This is a genomic window from Thalassobius sp. Cn5-15, from assembly GCF_022347685.1.
Classification (GTDB): Bacteria; Pseudomonadota; Alphaproteobacteria; order Rhodobacterales; family Rhodobacteraceae; genus Thalassobius.
In genome coordinates, this window is sequence record NZ_JAKRGF010000003.1 from 203,292 (window position 1) to 220,455 (window position 17,164).

A 17,164-nucleotide genomic window follows, 5' to 3' on the forward strand; every position below is an offset into this window, starting at 1 on the left:
GGGATTCACTGGCTTTCACCGGAATCCATCAAGTTTCCTTCAGCCTCCTGCGCAGCTTCGCCCAAGAAACCACCCGATTGCCGCGCCCACAGCCCTGCATAGACACCGTCGCGCGCCAATAGGGCCTCATGAGTGCCCTCTTCGATCACGCGACCCTGATCCATAACCACAATCCGGTCCATCTGCGCAATGGTGGACAGGCGGTGAGCAATGGCAATCACCGTCTTTCCCTGCATCAGACCAAACAATGTATCCTGAATCGCAGCCTCCACCTCACTATCCAGCGCCGATGTCGCCTCATCCAGCACCAGAATCGGCGCATCCTTCAGAATCACCCGCGCAATGGCGATCCGCTGACGCTGACCGCCGGACAGCTTCACCCCACGTTCACCTACATGCGCGTTGTAGCCCGTGCGCCCCTTAGGATCCTGCAGCGTGGTGATGAAATCATGTGCCTCTGCCCGTTGGGCGGCGGCGATCATTTCCTCTTCACTCGCCGACTGGCGGCCAAACAGGATGTTAGCGCGGATTGACCGGTGCAACAGCGAATTGTCTTGCGACACCATGCCGATCTGCTGACGCAGCGAGGTTTGATTGACCGACACAACATCCTGCCCGTCGATCAGAATCTGCCCCGCCTCTGCATCGCGGAACCGCAGCAACAGATTAACGAGCGAGGATTTACCTGCCCCAGAGCGACCGACCAATCCGACCTTTTCACCCGGTTTGATTGACAGGTTCACATGGTCCAGACCACCACGCCCTTTACCATAGTGGTGACTGACATCGCGAAACTCGATACCGGCCTGGTTGACCTGCAACTTCGGCGCATCCGCAGCGTCGGTCACATCATGGTGCACCGCAACCGATTGCAACCCCTCACGGATCACCCCCGCATGTTCAAACAGCCGCACCGTGACCCACATGATCCAGCCCGACATACCATTGAGACGGATCGTCAGGGCAGAGGCCGCAGCCACCTCCCCTACAGAAATCACACCACGCGACCACAGCCAGATCGCCGGGCTAAGCATACCGAGGATCAGCACGCCGTTGATAACGTTGAGGCCAAAGCTCAACTCCGTCATCAGTCGCAGGAACCGTTGGAACCGCAGGCGCAGCCGGCGCATGGCCGACAGGACATAGCGTTCTTCCGTCCCTTCATCGGCGAAGAGCTTGATAGTTTCGATATTCGAATAGGCATCGACCACCCGCGCGGTGACCATCGACCGCGCACCGGACCACTTCTCAGACGCCACCGCAACGCGACGTGCGATGTAGCGCACATAAGCCACGTAAATCGCCACCCACAAGATCAACGGCACCGCAAGCAGCGGGTGCACGCCAGACAGGATCAGCGCAGCAGATATCACATAGGTCAGCGCGTACCAGATGCCTTCAAACGCCATATAGGTGGCATCCTCTACCGCCGCGCCCATCTGCATAACGCGGTTCGACAAACGCCCCGCAAAGTCATTTTGGAAGAAGCTGGTCGATTGCCCCAGCAAATGACGATGCGCCCGCCAACGCACCTGTTCCTGCATGTTGCCAGCCAGAAGCTGTTCCAGAAACAGGTGGTTCAACCCGATGAGCAAAGGCCGAATCGTCAGAATAAACAGGGCCGCCAGCATCAGCTCAGTGCCGTGACTATCAAACAGTTGCGCAGGTGTGTTGGCCCCAAGCAGGTCAATCAAGCGACCCGAATAAAAGATCAGGCCCGTTTCCACCAAAGCCACCAGAATGCCAGTGACCGCCATCACTCCCATCCATTTGCGGAACGGTCCCAGCTGCGTGTGCAGATAAGCCCAAAGAGTGCCGGGCGGGGTTTCGGCACGAAACGGGGCGAAAGGGTCAACAAGATTTTCAAAAAAACGGAACATGGCTGGACCTCAAGGCGCGAAAACAACGGCGCGGAATATTCGGATGTTATGAAGGGTCAGTATAAAAACTGCGGGCAGTGATGTGCTGCGGCGGCACTCTCGTAAGGCCAGCCACATAGGGACGATGACCTTAGATAAAGGTGGATCGAATTCCCTGATACATCTACGTGCCTCCGCCAGTTACAAGCACTTGATAGCGCAATCATGCTGCGCTGTCATTTGTTTTCTATCTGTTACACTCGGGTGGCGCGCGCGCAAACTACGCGTCAGATTACGCCTGCCTTACTCTTTGGTCAGCGCATCCAGCATCTGCTGGGCGGCAGCCGTCGGGCTGGCCGCGCCTTGCGCCACCTCTTGGCCCAGCCGATCCATCGCAGTGCGGGCCCTTGGCGCTTGCAGTTGTGCCAATAGTGCCTGCTTCACCTCTTCCTCAAACCAGAAACGAGCCTGCGCGGCACGGCGACCGGCGAAATGGCCAGCCTCTCGCCGCCAATCAGTCAGCGCCTGCATCTCTTCCCAGGCTTTGGACAACCCGTCCTCTTCCAGCGCCGACACCGTCATCGCCTTGGGGAAGCCTTCGGGATCCTGTGGGCGTTTGCGCAGCAGGCGCAGGGCACCGGAATAATCAGCGCAGGTGCGCGTGGCAGTGGCTTTTAGGTCACCATCGGCTTTGTTGATCAGAATGATATCGGCCATCTCCATGATACCACGCTTCACCCCCTGCAACTCATCCCCGCCTGCAGGGGCCAGCAGCAGGATGAACAAATCCGACATCTCCGCCACCACAGTTTCAGACTGACCGACGCCAACGGTTTCAATCAAGATCACGTCAAACCCCGCCCCTTCACACAGCGCCACCGCCTCGCGGGTGCGCCGCGCGACGCCGCCCAGATGCGTCTGACTGGGCGAGGGACGGATGAAGGCATTGGGGTTGCGGCTGAGCCGCTCCATCCGCGTCTTATCTCCCAAAATCGAACCGCCAGAGCGCGCCGAACTGGGGTCCACCGCCAGAACAGCCACCCGCAGGCCCTGTTCGGTCAAAAAGGTGCCGAAACTTTCTATGAAGGTCGATTTACCCACCCCCGGAGTGCCGGACAGGCCAATGCGCAGCGCCTGACGGGGGGATTTCTGGCGGATCTCCTCAATCAGGGCGGCGGCGGTTTCACGATGATCAGCGCGGCTGCTTTCAACCAAGGTAATCGCCCGCGCCAATGCGCGTCGGTCCTGCGCCACAACCTTATCGCCTAAACCCTGAATATCCATGCCCTGCCCCTCTCTTTCTACTGCCCGTGTTTCTGCCAATCTGACGTCCGCCTGTCTACAGTAACGTGCCGCGCCACTGGGTTTCGCGGCAACCACCGCTTTACCCACCCCGACTGTTGCGGGATAAGCGTCCCATGACCCAAAAGATGCCCAAACTGCCCATCCAAGACGCTCTGCCTCAGCTGATCACCGCACTGTCGGATCAGGGGCGCGCTGTGCTGCAGGCGCCCCCCGGTGCCGGTAAGACCACCGTTGTGCCACTGGCAATGCTGGAGGCGGGGCTGACAGAAGGCCGCATTCTGATGCTGGAGCCCCGCCGGCTTGCCGCCCGCGCGGCGGCAGAACGGATGGCAGATACGTTGGGGGAGCCACTCGGACAGACCGTCGGCTACCGCATTCGCGGTGAAAGCAAGCGGTCCGCCCAGACCCGCATCGAGGTGGTGACAGAAGGCATCCTGACCCGCATGATTCAGTCCGACCCCGAGTTGAAAGGCATCGGTGCTGTCATCTTTGATGAATTTCACGAACGCTCCCTCACCGCCGACCTTGGCCTTGCGCTGTGTCTGGAAATTGCCGAAGCGCTGCGCGATGATCTGATCCTGCTGGCCATGTCAGCCACATTGGACGCTGCCCCCGTAGCGGCATTGATGGGCGATGTGCCTGTAATCACATCCGAAGGCCGCGCCTATCCCGTGGACCTGAAATGGCTGGACCGCCCGCTGCCGCCAAAACACCGCCTGCCAGAGGAATGCGCCAAACTGGTTGCGCAGGCCGTATCGGAAAGCGAAGGCGGTGTTCTGGTTTTCCTCCCAGGCGAGGGAGAGATCCGGCGCACCGAGGCGTTACTGCGCGACCGCCTGCCGCCTGAGTGTTCGCTACACATGTTGTTTGGCGCGATGGAGTTTGCCAAGCAACGCGCCGCAATCGAACCCGCGAGACAAGGCCGCAAGGTTGTGCTGGCGACCTCCATCGCGGAAACCTCGTTGACCATTCAGGATGTCCGCGTCGTGGTCGACGCTGGCCGGGCAAGGCGCGCCCGTTTTGATCCCGGGTCAGGCATGTCGCGACTGGTGACCGAGAAAGTGACCAAGGCCGAGGCCACCCAGCGCGCAGGTCGGGCAGGCCGTGTGGCGGAGGGCACCTGTTATCGCCTGTGGACCAAGGGAGAAGAGGGCGGCTTGCACCCCTTCCCCCCTACCGAAATTGACACCGCCGACCTGTCCGGTCTGGCGCTGGAACTGGCACTGTGGGGCGCAGGACCGGAAGATCTGCCTTTCCTCACCCCACCCAATGCGGGCACCTTTGCCGAGGCGCAGGCGCTGTTGCGGATGCTGGGGGCATTAGATGCACAGGGGCGGATTACCGATCACGGTCGTCAGATCGCCGCCCTGCCCCTACACCCACGTCTGGCCCATATGCTAACCGTTGCTGGTCCTGACGCAGCACCCATTGCGGCGCTGCTGGCCGACCGCGATCCGCTGGCCCGCTCTGCGCCCGCCGATCTATCCCTGCGCATCGCCGCTATCCGCGATTTCCGCGCCTATAGCGACCGCCATCCCCATGCCGCCAATCGCGGCGCAGTGGAAAGAATCAAGCAAGAAGCTAAACGTCTGGCGCGACAAGCAGGCAAGCCCGCAGAACAATATACAGACGCCGAAATGGCCGCCCTCGCCTACCCCGACCGCATCGGATTGCGGCGAAAGGGGGATGCGGCACGCTTTGTCCTCTCTGGCGGTAAAGGCGCGGTGATGGAGGATCACGACCCACTGGCCAGCAGTCGGTTGATCGTGGCCACCGACCTAGACGGTAACCCGCGCGAAGCCAAAGCGCGTCAGGCGATCCAGATCTCTGAGGCAGAGCTGCGTAATCTCTTTGCCGCCCAGATCGCTTGGGTCGACAGCTGCAACTGGTCGAAACGCGAACGCCGCGTGATCGCACGACAGCAGGAACGGCTGGGCACCATCGCGCTAGATGACCGGATCTGGAAAGATGCGCCCGAGGATGCCGTAACCATGGCCATGCTGGAGGGTGTGCGCGATCTGGGGCTGCGACCAACGGATGCCGCAAAGAGGTTCATCGCGCGGGTGATGTTGGTGCGCGACACCCTGCCTGATCTGCCCGACATGTCAGAGGCTGTGCTGATCGACACGATCGACGACTGGCTGCTGCCGCATCTGGGCGGGGTCAAAACCGCCGATCAGTGGAAGAAGTTTGATATCCTAAATGCCCTGCGCGCCATGCTGGACTGGAATCAGATGCAGGCACTGGACCGCGCTGCACCTGCGTATTTCACGACGCCGCTGGGGCGTCAGATCCCAATTGATTATTCCGGCGAGGTGCCAGAAATCAGCCTGCGCCTACAGGAAATGTTCGGTCAGAAGACACACCCACTGGTGGGACGCACGCCCTTGCGCGTGACCCTTCTGTCCCCCGCGCAGCGCCCCGTCCAAACCACAATGGACATCCCCGGTTTCTGGGCCAGTTCCTACGCCGATGTGCGCAAAGACATGCGCGGCCGCTATCCCAAACACCCCTGGCCCGAAGATCCAACAGAGGCTGACCCGACACTGCGTGCAAAACGTCGCAATTGAGGCACTTCTTTAAAGAAGCATTCCAGTTGCACTTTTCCTCTATGTCATAATTCCTATATATTAATACGTGTATAACAGAGGCTACACAGCGCGAGCAGTTAGAACCGACGCCAAAAACGATGCAAAAAACCGTGCGCAAAGCTTGGAACGAATATGTTCAACCCCTTCTTTACCGTCCCCCGCAAGTGCAGGTGGCGGCCATGCCCGTGCGCGGTAAGGGCCGCGACAAAGAAGTGCTGCTGATCACCTCACGCGGGACAGGTCGCTGGATCATTCCCAAAGGCTGGCCAATGGCGGGCAAAACCGACGCCGAAGCCGCTGCGCAGGAAGCCTGGGAAGAGGCCGGTATAAAACCGCAGAAAATTTCGCCCAAGCCGATCGGCAGCTATCGCTACGCCAAGGCTGGCGCGCAAGGCATCGTCACCCCGATTGAGGCCCATGTGTATCTGCTGAAAGTGGACAGCCTTGCCAAAACCTACCCCGAGTTGGGTCAGCGCCGCCGCAAGTGGTTCACCCCCGCAGAAGCCGCCGAGCGGGTGGACGAAATGGGGCTGAAAGATCTGCTGCTACGTTTGTAACGTTTTTTTGTAACTTTTGTGACGAATCCCTTGCCTAAAAGAGCCATGGCCACTAGGCCGCTGGCAACTTTTGCAAGGTGACTGTCATGAGCGACCAACCAACCGGAAAAAACTGGCCCACACTCGACAAGGATCTGGGGCGCATTTCGCAATTCGAACGGGCTGCGGGCTATATCGCACGCCCTTATATCGCCCCGGGGATCGCGCTGATCTTCATCCTGCTGGCAGGTCTGGCCGCCAGCGTTTTCTTTGGCGGTGCGTCGGGGTCGATCATTGTTGTCGTCGCCGCCGCCTTTGGCGCTTATATGGCGCTAAATATCGGCGCCAACGACGTGGCCAACAACATGGGTCCCGCAGTAGGGGCCAACGCGCTGACCATGGGTGGCGCGATCATCATCGCCGCCATTTTTGAAAGCGCAGGCGCGCTGCTGGCGGGGGGCGATGTGGTGTCCACCATCTCCAAAGGCATCATTGATCCCGCAGGCATTCAGGACAGCGATGTCTTTGTCTGGGCGATGATGGCAGCGCTGGTTTCCTCTGCCCTTTGGGTGAATCTTGCAACTTGGGTTGGCGCACCGGTCTCCACCACCCACTCCGTCGTCGGCGGCGTGATGGGCGCAGGCATCGCTGCGGCGGGCATGGCGGCTGTGAACTGGCCTACAATGGGTAAAATCGCGGCCAGCTGGGTAATTTCGCCGGTGCTGGGCGGCGTGATTGCTGCGGCTTTCCTCGCCTTCATCAAGGCCCGCATCGTCTACCAAGAAGATAAAATCGCCGCCGCCCGTCGCTGGGTGCCGGTGCTGATCGCGATCATGGCTGCCGCCTTTGCCGCCTACCTGTCGCTGAAGGGCCTGAAAAAGATCATCAAGATCGATATCACCACCGCCCTGCTGATCGGTCTTGGCATGGGTGTGCTGAGCTACGTGATGTCCAAACCGCTGATCCGTCGCCAGTCCGAAGGTCTGGAAAACCGCAACAAGTCGCTGAAAGTGGTCTTTGCCATGCCGCTGGTCTTCTCTGCGGCGATGCTGTCCTTTGCCCATGGCGCCAACGATGTGGCCAACGCGGTTGGCCCGCTGGCGGCAATTGTGCACGCAATCGAGTTCGGCGACTTTGCGGCCAAAGTGACGATCCCCAGCTGGGTGATGATCATCGGCGCCTTCGGTATCTCCTTCGGCCTGTTCCTGTTCGGTCCGAAACTGATCCGCATGGTCGGCAACCAGATCACCAAACTGAACCCGATGCGCGCCTACTGTGTCGCGCTTTCGGCAGCGATCACCGTTATTGTGGCCAGTTGGCTGGGCCTGCCGGTTTCGTCGACGCACATTGCCGTGGGCGGTGTGTTCGGTGTTGGTTTTTATCGCGAATGGCATATGGAACGCCGCCGTCAGCGCAATCTGGCCACCAAAGCGGTGAAGCCCGTGACCGCCGAGGAGCGTCGTCGCCGCAAGCTGGTGCGCCGGTCCCACTTCATGACCATTGTGGCCGCTTGGGTCATCACCGTGCCTGCCGCTGCGGGTATGTCGGCCGCGATCTTTACCCTGCTCTACTCCATCGCAGGCTAAGCCGCACACATATTGACAGAACAACAAAGGGCGGCCTAATCGAAGCCGCCCTTTTTTATGGTGCTACACGGTGGTGTGCTTACTTACCAAGACACCAGCGCATTACTGCCTTCTGCGCATGAAGACGATTTTCGGCTTCATCAAAGATGACCGAATGCGGACCGTCCATCACAGCGCTAGTCGCCTCATCATCACGGTGGGCAGGCAGGCAGTGCATGAACAGTGCGTCAGGTTTGGCGTGGCTCATCAGCGCCTCGTTCACCTGATAGGGGCGCAACTGATTATGGCGGCGTTCCTTGGCCGACTGCGGGTCGTGCATACTGACCCAAGTGTCGGTGACCACCAAATCGGCGCCTTCAACAGCGGCAAGGGGATCGCGCATGATCTCAACCTTTGAACCTTTAGCGCGGGCCTCTTCAACAAAAACCATTTCGGGATCCAGCGTTTCTGGACCGGCAAAGGTCAGATCAAAGCCGAACTGCCCCGCAGCGTGCGCGAAAGAGGCAAAGACGTTGTTGCCGTCACCACACCAGACCACCTTCTTGCCTTTAATCGAGCCGCGGTGTTCTTCAAACGTCAGGATATCAGCCATGATCTGGCAGGGGTGGGTGCGATCAGTCAGACCGTTGATCACTGGCACGGTGGCGTATTCCGCCATTTCCAGCAGCGTCTGTTCCTCAAACGTACGGATCATGATCAGATCCACATACCGGCTGAGGACACGGGCTGTGTCGGCAATGGTTTCACCGTGGCCCAGCTGCATGTCAGTGCCGGACAGCACCATGGTCTGACCGCCCATCTGGCGCACGCCCACATCAAAGCTGACACGCGTCCGGGTCGAAGGTTTTTCAAAGATCAGCGCGACCATATGATCCTTCAGCGGCAGGTCAGCGTCCGGCGTGCCTTTGGGCAGGCCATGACGCGCTTCTTTGGCGGAACGCGCTGTGTCGATCATGGTCCGCAGATCGGCAGGGTCGGTTTTGTGAATATCAAGGAAGTGGTTCATATCATCGTCTTTCTTGAGGCGAGGCGCGATCTATCGGCCCTCGCATATCTGTCAAACTCTTGGCTTAGCCGAGGCTCTTGGCCGCGGCATCAAGGCGGGTGATCGCCTCGTCAATTTCATTGTCGCTGAGCGTCAGAGGCGGCAGCAAACGGATCACATTGTCGGCGGCGGGGACGGTGATCACCTCATTGGCGTAACCGGCATTCACAACGTCGATGTTCACGGCTCTGCACTTCAGACCCAGCATCAGACCGGTGCCGCGTACCTCTTCGAACACTTCGGGGTTTTCGGCCACCAGCCCTTCAAGGCGCTGGCGCAACAGGCCCGCTTTGGCGCGCACACTGTCGAGGAATGCGGGGTCCGCGACAATTTCCATCACCTTGCTGCCCACGGCGCAGGCCAGTGGGTTGCCCCCGTAGGTGGACCCATGGGTGCCTGCAGTCATGCCGCTGGCAGCCTCCTCAGTGGCCAGAACCGCGCCCAGCGGGAAGCCTCCGCCGATACCTTTGGCAACCATCATGATGTCAGGCGTGATGCCTGCCCATTCATGGGCAAACAGTTTGCCAGTGCGGCCAACACCGCATTGCACCTCATCGAGGATCAAGAGCAGGTCGTGATCATTCGCGATGGCCCGCAGCGCCTGCAGATCCGCATCCGCCATCGGGCGAATGCCGCCCTCACCCTGAACGGGTTCGACAAGAATAGCGCAGGTTTCATCGCCGATCGCGGCTCTTACCGCATCAAGATCGCCCCAAGGAAGCGATTTGAACCCGCCAAGCAAGGGACCGAAACCCTTGGTCATCTTCTCCGAACCAGCCGCCGCGATGCCGGCAGAGGACCGACCGTGGAACGCGCCTTCAAAGGTCAGGATCTCTACTTTCTCTGGCAGGCCCTTCTCATACCAGTATTTGCGCGCCATTTTAACGGCAAGCTCGCAACTTTCGGTGCCGGAGTTGGTGAAAAACACTGTGTCCGCAAAGCTGTGATCGACCAGTTGGTCGGCCAGCGCCTGCTGCTGCGGTATCTGGTAAAGGTTCGACACATGCCAGAGGTTTTGCGCCTGCGTGCTCAGCACCTCCACCAAAGCCGGATGGGCGTGGCCCAGAGCGTTCACCGCGATACCCGCGCCCAGATCCAGAAAACGTCGCCCATCCGCCTCGATCAGCCAGCTGCCTTCGCCTTTAACGAAGGTCAAAGGGGCACGGGAATAGGTCGGCAAGACGGAAGCGATCATAATAGGATCATCCTTATTCTGTCAGAAGCCCCGAACAAGCATTACGAGGGCATGGGTGTCAACAATTTCAGCTTAGAGAGCCGGCATTCGGCGGTTCAAACAGCGGTCCTGCGGTCATTTCACCTGCAAGCACGCGGCAACGGACGTCAGACGCTGGTGCGTCGGCGTCGGCTGGTTAGGATATGGCGTCGTTTGAACATGGCGCCTTGCATAAGGCGCAGCGGTCAGAATGCAAAGCATATTTTTACAAACTGATCATTTTGCGCAAAAATGACCGCCCATTCATCATAATGACACTCTTTTGCACCTTGTGCCGTGGCATAAACGGCGGGAAAGCTGGCGGGTCGAACAAATCCGGTCCCAAGATCATGATTCCCCAGATTCCCGCCCCGAATCCGCGCCTTGCGATGGTGCTGATGCTGTCCTCCACCGCTTTCATGGCCGCAACCACCCTGATGGCCAAGGCACTGGGAACCGACACACTGGGGGATCCACTGCACCCGCTACAGATCAGCCATGGTCGGTTTATATTTGCCTTTCTGTTTTATGCCACAGCGGCTGTGGTCGTCCGGCTGCGGGTGCGCCGCCCGGCGCTACATCTGCATTTGGGTCGCACACTATTTGGTTGGGGAGGGGTCAGCTGCCTATTTGCAGCCGCAACGTTTATTCCGCTGGGGGATGCAACGGCGATCAGTTTCCTCAACCCGGTGTTTGCGATGATGTTGGCGATCCCTCTCTTAGGGGAACGGGTGGGGCCGTGGCGTTGGGCAGCAGCCGGTGTTGCGCTGATCGGGGCCCTGGTGCTGCTACGCCCGACGCCGGACAGTTTTCAGCCCGCAGCACTGATTGCGCTGGCCTCTGCCCTGCTGTTCGGGATGGAGATCATCTTTATCAAGAAGCTGGCAGGCCGTGAGGGGCCATTTCAAATTCTGCTGATCAACAACGGTCTGGGGGTGGTGATTTCATCACTGGCAGTGATCGCTTTCTGGCAGGTACCCAGTATGGCACAATGGGCGGTGATGGGCAGCCTGGGCCTGTGCATGGCGATGGCCCAGGCCTGTTTCATCAATGCGGTTGCGCGGGCCGAAACCAGCTTTGTCGCGCCGTTTTCCTACGCCACACTGGTTTTTGCCAGTCTCTACGACTGGGCCGTTTTTACGCAGATTCCAGACGCGATCTCCTACCTTGGTGCCGGTATCATCATCTCAGGAGCTGCCCTACTGGCATGGCGAGAGGCGCTAGCAGCCGCGCGCGCCTTTCCTTAGGCCGGCGCGATCAGCTTTTCAGGCGATAGCCGCTGCGGAACATGGCCCATGCAAGGGCGGAAACCGCCAGCGCACTGCCTGCCGAGACGGCCAACGCCAACATAGGTGCGCTGTCAGACACGCCCACAACACCAAAACGCACACCGTCAATCAGATAGAAGATCGGGTTGAAGTGAGTCAGCCGCGCAATGAACGGCGGCAGCGCCTCCACCGAATAGAAGGTGCCGGACAGAAATGCCAAAGGCGTGACAATGAAATTGGTAATCGCCGCCATCTGGTCGAACTTGTTGGAATAAATCCCCGCGACCATGCCCACCGCCCCAAGGAGGGCCGCACCCAGCACCACAAACAGCAGCGCCATCAACGGATGCGCAGGTACAATTCCCAGAAACAGCATCAACCCCGCGCACAGCAACAGCGCCACGATCACACCGCGCGCAATTGCGCCGGCCAGATAGCCCAGCACCAGTTCCAGCGGCGACAGGGGCGGCATCAGTGTGTCGACGATATTGCCCTGAACCTTGGAGATCACGATAGAGGAAGAGGTGTTGGCAAAAGCGTTCTGAATCACCGTCATCATCAAAATGCCCGGCGCGATGAAATGCGTGAAGGGCAGGCCCATCACCTCACCGCGTGCCTTGCCGATGGCGACAGAGAAGATCATCAGAAACAGTGCCGCGGTCGATAGCGGCGCCAGGAGCGTTTGCGTCCAGACCGCAAGGAAGCGCATGATTTCTCGGCGCCCCAATGTCACCATGCCCAGCCAATTGAACCGGCCAAACCGACGGTCGCCCATTTGGCTGGCAAAAGCGCTGTCTGCGCTATGGTCGGGGGTGGCTTGGCTCTGCATCGGGCGGTGTCCTTTGTGCTGTCATGGCCACGCAGGCGCATGGTCTGATTCGACGCCTTGTAACTCAGGCCCTGTTGGCTAGAATAGGGGCTGATCAAAAATTTCAGGGCGGCTCGATTCCTACGGGCCGTCTTTTACGAAGGGAACCGGCATGTCCTGGACCGACGAACGCGTCGAACTGCTTAAGAAAATGTGGGGCGAAGGCCAATCTGCAAGTCAGATCGCCAAAGAACTGGGCGGCGTGACCCGCAATGCGGTGATCGGCAAGGTGCATCGCCTTGGCCTGTCGAATCGTGCCACCAGCGCCAGTGCCGCTGATGCCAGCAAGACCGAGGCAAAGGCAAAGCCCGCCCCTAAGAAAGAGGCTGCGGCTAAGTCAAAGCCGAAAGAGGCCGCAGCGCCCGCGCCAGAACCCGCCGCAGCTGCGCCGGTACCGACCCCGCGTCCAGCGGTGAGCCCCGCGCGCAAGGCAATCATTCCTGCAGGTCAACCGCTGCCACCGCAGCCTTCGGCCAATGAGATTAGCCCTGAAGCCTTGGCAAAGGTGAACGAGGTTGAAAAGAAGTCGAAGAAGTTGGGCCTGCTGGAACTGACCGAACGGACCTGTAAATGGCCCGTCGGTGACCCTGCAACCGAAGACTTCTGGTTCTGCGGTCTGCCTGTGCAGGCGGGCAAGCCCTACTGCGAAGCGCATGTTGGCGTCGCGTTCCAGCCGATGTCCTCGCGACGCGATCGTCGTCGCTGATACCGGCCGCCATGATCGAGAATTCAGCGCCCTGCACCTCACGGTGTGGGGCGTTTTTCTGTGTGGGGATTGAGTATTTTGGGATCATTGAAAGAACGGCGGGAAATAGCCAGCGCGGCACAGCGATGGGAATAGAGCCTAGGCATCGGGCAGCGATCTGCCTAGTTTGGCCACACTTGGAGGTGAGTGATGACCCAGTATTCCCGTCGTTTTATGATGCTATCGCCGCTGGCGTTGACTGGCCTGACACTGACCGGTTGCGGTAGCACGCAACCTGCCCCGCCTGCGCGCCCAAGCGAGCCACCGCTTTACCCCAATGAAACGCCGCAGATCCGGTCGTTGATCAACAAATATGCCGATCACTATGAGGTACCGCGTAGCTTGGTGCACCGCGTGGTTCAGCGTGAAAGCATGTATCGCCCCAGTGCCCGCAACGGGCCTTATTGGGGGATGATGCAGATCCTACCCGCAACCGCGCGCAGCATGGGATTTCGCGGCCAGCCCAATGATCTCTTGGATGCAGAGACGAACCTGAAATACGCTGTAAAATACTTGCGCGGCGCGTGGTTGGTGTCCGACGGGGATGAGGCGACGGCCGTCAACTGGTACGCCCGCGGCTATTACTACGAGGCGAAGCGCCGCGGCCTGTTGCGGGAAACAGGCCTGCGGCCCTGAACCGAATAGCTGATCCTAGTTGAAGAGGTTGCCGAGGCCTTTCAGCAGCTCCTTCTCCAACTGCTCTTTGGCCGCATCCTCAAGGCTTTGTCCCTCTTCCTGCTTGATGCCCAGCTCTTTCTTCACTGCCTCTTCCAGCTTGGCCTTGGCTTTGGCTTCGGCCTTTTTCTTTTCTTCCTGCAGGTTCAGATCGATCGCCCGCTCCAGATCCGGCCAGACCTTGGGGCTGGCCCACGGCCCCCGGATGCGCACCGGCACAGCGATGCCACGCTGCCCCTCAAGACTGCTAATCTGTGGTGCGAACAGATAGTCGATATCCCGCTTGCCCAGGCCAACGCGCCCTTCGCCCGTAGCGGAAATGCGGGGCAATTTAAGTGACAGGTCAGGATTGTTCAAATCCCCATTTTTCATGCTGAAACTGGCGCTCAACTCATCAAAAACCGTGGTACCACCCGTCGCCAAACCCTGCCGCATAAGACTGTCCAGATCGACACCTTCAATCGTGCCACGCCCCATGTTGATCGCGCCGTTTCCTGAAAGGGAGTTCATGATCTGATGCACGCTCTGCCCGACGCCAAGGTAGGACAGTTGCGCCGCCGCGCGCCCGGTAAAGCGAGTGATGCCTGCCAGATCGCCCAGCAACTGCTGCATTTCCACCCCTGACGCAGTTACATTGCCACCAACGCTGAGGCCGTCACGGTTGTTCGCGACCACCTGCCCGGCAAAGCTGCCACCGTACCCCTGCAGCGCGTTCAGCGTGACCACGGCACGCGATCGGTCAATGCCCGCCCGCAGGTCCAGCGCCTGGAACCTAAGGCTCGGTAGCGCAATTGAGGGTGCAGTCAGCGTCAGATCCGCATTGGCCAGACTAAGCGCGGAGGCATCAATCGGCGCCTTGGACCAGTCGCTCGTGTTCGCGACCTGTGTTGCCGTTTCACCAGAGACGCGCGATCCGCTGGCAAGGCCGGTGAAATCAAGCGCTCCGCTCTTCAGGCGCGCGGTCACGACAGGGCGCGACGGCGTCAGATCCACATCTACCGCGCCGCTGAACCGGTTCTGATCCAGTTGCAGCACCATATCGCGCAGGCTGAGCTTCATGTCCTGCGTCAGCGTCAGATGACCCGCCAGCGTCACCTGCTGTCCCAAACCACGCGGCACCGCAACACCCTTAACGCCCGCCGCAGCAAGGGCTGCCGAGGTGTTTTCCGTTTTCACCGCAACGCTGCCCTGCACCTGCCCCGGCGCACCGACAACACCGTCAAAGGCCGCCGTCGCACCGCCCAGCGCAGCCTTCGCGGTGACACCCGTCACCGCCCCCTCGATCAGGGCGGCCAGATCGGCGATGTCACCGCTCACACTGATCACCTCCATCCCTGTGGGGCGCGCTGTGAGGGCAAACCCCGCCGCGCCGCGATAAATCGGCCAGCTGAGGTCGAGCGACAAATCCCTAACTGTCAGGTCCGTACCCGCAGCGTGATCCAGATAGCGCAGGCTGCCACCAGTGACCAATGCACGGTCCAACGACAGGGCCAGCGCGTTTTCACTGGCCGCTGCAGACGCGTTCTGTCCCGACGGGCTGACGCCATCCACCCCGATCTCCCAATTCGCGCGACCATCGGCATGGCGTTCCATCAATACGGCCGGCGACAGAACCTCCAGACCGGTAATCTTGATATCGCCGGCAATAAGCGCGACCAGATCAACGCCGATCTTCATCGCTTCCGTCCGCAGGAGCGGACCATTGTCGGACCAATCAGCATTCGCAATCTCGACCGCGCCGGTACGCGCGCCGAGGATGGGGTAGTAACTCAGCTGCACATCCCCAAGGAGCGTGACCCGCCGCCCTGTCTGCGCCTCTATCTGATCCAGCGCGACACGCGCGATCCTCTCACCGGGTAAGAGCAACAGACTGGCCAACCCAACGACCACCAGCAGCGCCAACACCAAAACAACCCGAACCAACCAGCGCATCTGCCTACCCCTAATGCTATGCCTCTTCTTCAAAAACCTAAGCCAGACAGCCGCCAGGAACAACAAACCAAAGGATCAGATCACCATTTTCAGCGCAAAAGCCTTTGCCAGCGCCCCCCACCTCAACTATATGCCCGCCATGACCAGCAATCCGCCAGACCTCCGCCCCGACCTCGCCCCGCGTGCGCAGTTTTCCGACACCCCCCGTGCCGGCCAGCCAACGATTGGCATGGTGTCCCTCGGCTGCCCAAAGGCACTGGTGGACAGTGAACGAATCCTGACCCGTCTACGCGCCGAAGGCTACGGCATCTCGCCACAATACGCGGGCGCCGATGCGGTGATTGTGAACACCTGCGGCTTTTTGGATTCAGCCAAGGCCGAGAGTCTTGAGGCGATTGGAGAAGCCCTCCACGAAAATGGCAAGGTCATCGTGACCGGCTGTCTGGGGGCGGATCCTGAATATATCACCGGTGTTCATCCCAAGGTGCTGGCCGTAACCGGACCACATCAGTACGAACAGGTGCTGGATGCGGTACACGGAGCCGTGCCGCCCAGCCCTGACCCATTTGTAGATCTGTTGCCTGCATCGGGCGTCAGCCTGACACCGCGCCATTACAGCTATCTGAAAATCTCCGAAGGCTGCAACCACGCCTGCAAATTCTGCATTATTCCCGATATGCGCGGCAAGCTGGCGTCGCGCCCCGCCTTCGCGGTAATGCGCGAGGCAGAGAAACTGGTGGAAAACGGGGTGAAGGAACTGCTGGTCATTTCGCAGGACACCTCTGCCTACGGTCTGGACCGCAAGCATGAAACAGAGCGCGGCCATCGCAGCCACATCACCGATCTGGCACGAGATCTGGGGTCGCTGGGGGCATGGGTGCGACTGCACTACATCTATCCCTACCCCCATGTGCGCGAGCTGATTCCACTGATGGCCGACGGTCTGGTGCTGCCCTATATGGACATCCCGTTTCAGCACGCCCATCCCGACACGCTGAAACGCATGGCCCGCCCCGCAGCCGCCGAACGCACACTAGACCGCATCGCTGAATGGCGTGGCATCTGCCCTGACATCACCCTGCGCTCCACCTTCATCGTCGGCTACCCCGGAGAAACGGAGGCTGAGTTCCAGACCCTTCTGGATTGGATGGATGAGGCACAACTGGATCGCGTTGGCTGTTTTCAGTACGAAAACGTCGAAGGCGCTCGATCTGCCACGCTATCCGATCATGTACCCGACGAGGTAAAACAAGAGCGCTGGGAACGCTTCATGGAAAAGGCACAAGCTATTTCCGAGGCAAAACTGGCCGCGAAGGTTGGTCAGGTTATGGACGTGATCGTGGATGAGATCGACGCAGACGGTATTGCCACCTGCCGCACCAAAGCCGACGCACCGGAAATTGACGGCAACCTGTTTATCGATGAGGGCACCGAGGGGCTGTCTGTGGGTGACATTGTCCGCGTTGAAGTGGACGAGGCTGGCGAATATGATCTGTGGGGTCAGGTGAAGGCGTGAGCGGAGGATGCTAAGCATCATTGCT

The 17,164-nt window shown here is 59.9% G+C and carries 13 protein-coding genes; 7 read left to right on the forward strand and 6 right to left on the reverse strand.

The window, feature by feature from the left end; all coding sequences use genetic code 11:
* Positions 1-5 precede the first annotated feature (5 nt).
* Together MHM86_RS09115 and meaB are read right to left on the reverse strand one after the other, a co-directional pair.
* On the reverse strand, positions 6-1,880 hold the full coding sequence (locus MHM86_RS09115; protein ID WP_239198159.1) for an ABC transporter ATP-binding protein: 1,875 nt from the start codon (positions 1,878-1,880) through the stop codon (positions 6-8).
* Between the two features lie 282 nt (positions 1,881-2,162).
* Entirely contained in the window at positions 2,163-3,143 is a 981-nt protein-coding gene (gene meaB / locus MHM86_RS09120) for a methylmalonyl Co-A mutase-associated GTPase MeaB (RefSeq protein ID WP_239198161.1), read from the reverse strand.
* 146 nt (positions 3,144-3,289) lie between these two features.
* On the opposite strand from meaB, the gene hrpB reads away from it, so the two are divergent.
* The 3 genes from hrpB to MHM86_RS09135 all read left to right on the forward strand — a co-directional run bounded on the left by hrpB (position 3,290) and on the right by MHM86_RS09135 (position 7,877).
* The gene (gene hrpB, locus MHM86_RS09125) at positions 3,290-5,734 is read left to right on the forward strand and encodes an ATP-dependent helicase HrpB (RefSeq protein ID WP_239198648.1); all 2,445 of its coding nucleotides are present in this window, start codon (positions 3,290-3,292) and stop codon (positions 5,732-5,734) included.
* Between the two features lie 119 nt (positions 5,735-5,853).
* Positions 5,854-6,312 carry an NUDIX hydrolase gene (locus tag MHM86_RS09130; protein WP_239198163.1) on the forward strand — a complete coding sequence of 153 codons (459 nt, stop codon included), beginning with the start codon at positions 5,854-5,856 and terminating at the stop codon, positions 6,310-6,312.
* An 86-nt stretch (positions 6,313-6,398) separates the two neighbouring features.
* Complete coding sequence (locus MHM86_RS09135; protein ID WP_239198165.1) at positions 6,399-7,877, forward strand: inorganic phosphate transporter; 1,479 nt, start codon at positions 6,399-6,401, stop codon at positions 7,875-7,877.
* A gap of 79 nt (positions 7,878-7,956) precedes the next feature.
* Here the strand turns inward: MHM86_RS09135 and argF are convergent, their stop codons facing one another.
* Together argF and MHM86_RS09145 are read right to left on the reverse strand one after the other, a co-directional pair.
* Positions 7,957-8,883, reverse strand: a complete 927-nt coding sequence (argF, locus tag MHM86_RS09140) for an ornithine carbamoyltransferase (protein ID WP_239198167.1) — start codon at positions 8,881-8,883, stop codon at positions 7,957-7,959.
* Between the two features lie 64 nt (positions 8,884-8,947).
* On the reverse strand, positions 8,948-10,117 hold the full coding sequence (locus MHM86_RS09145) for an aspartate aminotransferase family protein (RefSeq protein ID WP_239198169.1): 1,170 nt from the start codon (positions 10,115-10,117) through the stop codon (positions 8,948-8,950).
* A 368-nt stretch (positions 10,118-10,485) separates the two neighbouring features.
* On the opposite strand from MHM86_RS09145, the gene MHM86_RS09150 reads away from it, so the two are divergent.
* A complete protein-coding gene (locus MHM86_RS09150) occupies positions 10,486-11,382 on the forward strand; it encodes a DMT family transporter (RefSeq protein ID WP_239198171.1) in 897 nt (298 codons plus the stop codon).
* Between the two features lie 10 nt (positions 11,383-11,392).
* On the opposite strand, the gene MHM86_RS09155 is transcribed toward MHM86_RS09150, so the two are convergent.
* Complete coding sequence (locus MHM86_RS09155; RefSeq protein WP_239198173.1) at positions 11,393-12,232, reverse strand: ABC transporter permease; 840 nt, start codon at positions 12,230-12,232, stop codon at positions 11,393-11,395.
* 151 nt (positions 12,233-12,383) lie between these two features.
* On the opposite strand from MHM86_RS09155, the gene MHM86_RS09160 reads away from it, so the two are divergent.
* Positions 12,384-12,977: a GcrA family cell cycle regulator gene (locus MHM86_RS09160; RefSeq protein WP_239198175.1), complete on the forward strand. Its 594-nt coding sequence runs from the start codon at positions 12,384-12,386 to the stop codon at positions 12,975-12,977.
* 189 nt (positions 12,978-13,166) lie between these two features.
* The gene (locus tag MHM86_RS09165; RefSeq protein ID WP_239198177.1) at positions 13,167-13,652 is read left to right on the forward strand and encodes a lytic transglycosylase domain-containing protein; all 486 of its coding nucleotides are present in this window, start codon (positions 13,167-13,169) and stop codon (positions 13,650-13,652) included.
* Between the two features lie 15 nt (positions 13,653-13,667).
* On the opposite strand, the gene MHM86_RS09170 is transcribed toward MHM86_RS09165, so the two are convergent.
* On the reverse strand, positions 13,668-15,623 hold the full coding sequence (locus MHM86_RS09170) for an AsmA family protein (protein WP_239198179.1): 1,956 nt from the start codon (positions 15,621-15,623) through the stop codon (positions 13,668-13,670).
* 139 nt (positions 15,624-15,762) lie between these two features.
* Here MHM86_RS09170 and rimO point away from each other — a divergent pair, with 139 nt between their 5' ends.
* Positions 15,763-17,139 carry a 30S ribosomal protein S12 methylthiotransferase RimO gene (gene rimO, locus MHM86_RS09175; RefSeq protein WP_239198181.1) on the forward strand — a complete coding sequence of 459 codons (1,377 nt, stop codon included), beginning with the start codon at positions 15,763-15,765 and terminating at the stop codon, positions 17,137-17,139.
* The last annotated feature ends 25 nt before the right edge of the window (positions 17,140-17,164 follow it).

Excerpts from the sequence above, each read along its gene's own strand:
- MHM86_RS09115 (WP_239198159.1), bottom strand. The coding sequence starts at position 1,880 with ATGTTCCGTTTTTTTGAAAATCTTGTTGACCCTTTCGCCCCGTTTCGT.
- meaB (WP_239198161.1), bottom strand. The coding sequence starts at position 3,143 with ATGGATATTCAGGGTTTAGGCGATAAGGTTGTGGCGCAGGACCGACGC.
- hrpB (WP_239198648.1), top strand. The coding sequence starts at position 3,290 with ATGCCCAAACTGCCCATCCAAGACGCTCTGCCTCAGCTGATCACCGCA.
- MHM86_RS09130 (WP_239198163.1), top strand. The coding sequence starts at position 5,854 with ATGCAAAAAACCGTGCGCAAAGCTTGGAACGAATATGTTCAACCCCTT.
- MHM86_RS09135 (WP_239198165.1), top strand. The coding sequence starts at position 6,399 with ATGAGCGACCAACCAACCGGAAAAAACTGGCCCACACTCGACAAGGAT.
- argF (WP_239198167.1), bottom strand. The coding sequence starts at position 8,883 with ATGAACCACTTCCTTGATATTCACAAAACCGACCCTGCCGATCTGCGG.
- MHM86_RS09145 (WP_239198169.1), bottom strand. The coding sequence starts at position 10,117 with ATGATCGCTTCCGTCTTGCCGACCTATTCCCGTGCCCCTTTGACCTTC.
- MHM86_RS09150 (WP_239198171.1), top strand. The coding sequence starts at position 10,486 with ATGATTCCCCAGATTCCCGCCCCGAATCCGCGCCTTGCGATGGTGCTG.
- MHM86_RS09155 (WP_239198173.1), bottom strand. The coding sequence starts at position 12,232 with ATGCAGAGCCAAGCCACCCCCGACCATAGCGCAGACAGCGCTTTTGCC.
- MHM86_RS09160 (WP_239198175.1), top strand. The coding sequence starts at position 12,384 with ATGTCCTGGACCGACGAACGCGTCGAACTGCTTAAGAAAATGTGGGGC.
- MHM86_RS09165 (WP_239198177.1), top strand. The coding sequence starts at position 13,167 with ATGACCCAGTATTCCCGTCGTTTTATGATGCTATCGCCGCTGGCGTTG.
- MHM86_RS09170 (WP_239198179.1), bottom strand. The coding sequence starts at position 15,623 with ATGCGCTGGTTGGTTCGGGTTGTTTTGGTGTTGGCGCTGCTGGTGGTC.
- rimO (WP_239198181.1), top strand. The coding sequence starts at position 15,763 with ATGACCAGCAATCCGCCAGACCTCCGCCCCGACCTCGCCCCGCGTGCG.